The organism is Sulfuricurvum sp. (assembly GCF_049305995.1).
In the GTDB taxonomy this organism is placed as follows: Bacteria; Campylobacterota; Campylobacteria; order Campylobacterales; family Sulfurimonadaceae; genus Sulfuricurvum.
On sequence record NZ_JBAQPS010000380.1, the window covers coordinates 1 to 3,298 of the forward strand.

General features: G+C 47.6%; 3 protein-coding genes. 2 read left to right on the forward strand and 1 reads right to left on the reverse strand.

Annotated elements, in window-relative coordinates; all coding sequences use genetic code 11:
* Positions 1–286, reverse strand: a 286-nt coding sequence (gene fliW, locus WA010_RS12675; protein WP_422557483.1) for a flagellar assembly protein FliW, incomplete at its 3' end; no start/stop codon positions are given.
* Between the two features lie 118 nt (positions 287–404).
* Here fliW and WA010_RS12680 point away from each other — a divergent pair.
* Together WA010_RS12680 and WA010_RS12685 are read left to right on the forward strand one after the other, a co-directional pair.
* Positions 405–3,023: a valine--tRNA ligase gene (locus tag WA010_RS12680; protein WP_422557484.1), complete on the forward strand. Its 2,619-nt coding sequence runs from the start codon at positions 405–407 to the stop codon at positions 3,021–3,023.
* A partial coding sequence (locus WA010_RS12685) for a hypothetical protein (RefSeq protein ID WP_422557485.1) occupies positions 3,024–3,298 on the forward strand: 275 nt, incomplete at its 3' end.

Here is a 3,298-nt window from a genome sequence, read left to right on the forward strand (position 1 = left end):
AAATAAGCGGAGCTAGGAAGTTGATGCACGATTCATCGAGCGGGTCTTGAATAACAGCGATATTATATACCACTACCTTTGAATCTTCGTTAATGTCGAGTAAAACACGAATAGACGTCGGCAAATCAAAAGAGTATTCACGCAATAGGTACGGATTAACAAGGGTAAAACTAACGTTACTTCCGTCACAACTTTTTAGCATAGAGAACATCTCATCGATTTCGCTCAACTCTACCTTGGTTACTTGATCAAATCCTAATATCGTTGATTTCACATCATACTGCATGATTACCCTTTGATAATTAATACTTTTTATCAAGCAATTAGTGTTCCGCGATGAATTGTGTTGCCCAAGAGTAACTTTTGGTATAATTCGCGATATTTTCTGTACCCAAGGTCCTATTATGTCAGCAACCCACTACGATCCCAAAAATATTGAAGAAAACTACTATCCCATCTGGGAAAATCGGGGTTATTTCGAAATCGACGGAAATAAATCGATCGCAAAGCCGGACAAACATTTTGCCATCATGATGCCTCCACCGAACGTTACCGGACGGCTTCATATCGGACATGCCCTCACCTTTACCCTCCAAGACATCATCGTCCGCTACAAACGGATGGACGGTTACATGACCCTCTGGCAACCGGGAACCGACCACGCGGGGATCGCTACCCAAAACGTCGTGGAAAAACAGCTTCTCGCTGAGGGTAAAACCAAAGAAGAACTCGGACGCGATGCATTTTTAGAACGCGTTTGGGAGTGGAAAGAGGAGAGCGGCGGAATCATGGTGGGACAACTCCGTAAACTTGGTGTCTCTCCCGCATGGAGCCGTGAGCGCTTTACGATGGATGAGGGGCTAAAATCCTCTGTCAAAGAGGCATTTGTCCACCTCTACAACCAAAACCTCATCGTTCGCGGAAACTACATGGTCAACTGGTGTACCCATGATGGAGCCCTCAGTGATATCGAAGTAGAACACGAAGAGCACCAAGGGAACTTCTACCACATGCGTTATCCGTTCAGTGACGGCAGCGGACACATCGTCGTTGCAACGACCCGTCCTGAGACCTATTTCGGCGACACCGCCATCATGGTACACCCCGATGATGAGCGTTATCTTCATCTCATCGGACAAAGTGTCACCCTCCCCCTCATCAACCGCGATATCAAAATCATCGCCGACAGCCATGTTGATCGTGATTTCGGAACAGGTGTCGTTAAAGTCACCCCAGCCCATGATACGAACGACTACGAAGTGGGTAAACGTCATGATCTCGAATTCATCACCGTATTTGATGAAAAAGGGATATTGAATCACCACGCCGGAGAATTCGAAGGGTTAGAACGTCTCGAAGCACGCGCGGTAATCGTCAAACGTCTCGAAGAAGCGGGATTTATCGAAAAAATCGAAGAACATACCCACCAAGTAGGTCATTGTTACCGCTGTAAAAATATTGTAGAACCGTATATCTCTAAACAGTGGTTTGTCCGCAAAGAGGTAGCGCGCGGTTCCATCGATAAAACCAATGAGGGATTAACCCAATTCTTCCCGCCTCACTGGATCAACAGCTACAACGCGTGGATGGGAGACCTTCGCGACTGGTGTATCTCTCGCCAGCTTTGGTGGGGACACCGTATCCCTGTGTTTTACTGCGATGATTGTAATCATGAGTGGGCAAGTTTGGAAGAAGTTCCGTCTTCGTGTCCTCATTGTGCAAGTAAAAACTTCACCCAAGACCCTGACGTTCTCGATACATGGTTCAGCTCTGCTCTCTGGCCGTTCTCGACTCTCGGATGGGGGAACGGTGATACCGCTCAAGATCAACTCTTCCAAAGCGAAGATATGGCTCGCTTTTATCCGAACACCCTCCTCATCACCGGATTTGACATCCTCTTCTTTTGGGTAGCCCGTATGATGATGATGGGGGAAAGTTTCACGGGAGAATTGCCGTTTAACCACATCTACCTCCACGCCTTGGTGCGTGATGAAAACGGTCAAAAAATGTCCAAATCCAAAGGAAATGTTATCGATCCGCTCGATATGGTCGAAAAATACAGTGCCGATGCACTCCGCTTTACCTTGGCTGTCCTTGCGGCTCAAGGACGTGATATCCGCCTCAGCAATGAGCGTCTGGAGCAAAGCCGTAACTTTACCAACAAACTTTTCAACGCTTCCAAATTCCTCCAAATGAATGTCCCGACATTCAAAGATTTGGCGGATCAAGAGATCACCACTCCGTTGGGTCGCTATATGCTCTCTCGCTTTCATCGTGCAACCGCTGAGACAAGAGCGTTCTTGGATGAATACCGCTTTAACGATGCGGCGACGGTACTCTATCGCTTCTTATGGAACGAGTTCTGCGACTGGGGTATCGAGCTTGGCAAAGCATCCAAAGAGAGCGTAGATGAGCTGGGAAGTATCTTCAAAGAGTCGATGAAACTTCTCCACCCATTTATGCCGTTCATCACCGAGTACCTCTACCATGAGCTATCAGGGACAACCCTCGAAGAGGGGAACTCCATCATGATTATGGCATACCCTGAAAATATCGAAATAGATGAGACCATCGAAGCAGAGTTCGCGATCATCATGGATGCGATCGTCACGATCCGCCGCGCCAAAACCCTCGTTGATCTCGGAAACCAAAAAATCGATCTCGCCTACCTCAAATGCGGCGGCAATCATTCTATGATGGAACCTTTTATCATCCGTTTAGGAAGAGTTGAAACACTCCACTTTACCGAGTCTAAAATCGACAATGCGATCAGTGACATCGGTGATGCTGTCGAGGTCTATCTCCCTACCGATGCGATTGATCTAAGCCCAATCATCGACCGACTCACCAAACAGCGTGAAAAACTCCAAAAAGAGGTAGACAAACTACGCGGAATGCTCTCAAACGAGCGTTTTGTCGCCAATGCGCCTGAAGCCGTTATTGCTGAAAACCGCAACGGACTCGCCGATGCCGAAGATAAAATTTCTAAAATCACGGCTCAACTCAGCGCACTAGGAAACTAAGTGCAATTTCGTGAACTTTCACCGTCCGAGCTGGTTGAGGGGTTTGCCCTCCTCACGACACTGCGCACGGAACTCACCTCCGAAGCGTTCGATGCGTTTATCACCTCTCAATATCCTAAAGACTATCGCCCTATCGGTGCCTATCAGCGAGGCGAACTACAGGTTTATGCGGGGGTGAGTATACGAGAGAACTTGGAGTTGGGACGACATTTGATCGTGGATGATTTCGTCACCTACATCGGATGTGAGAATCTCAGCGGTGAAATGGTCGATTA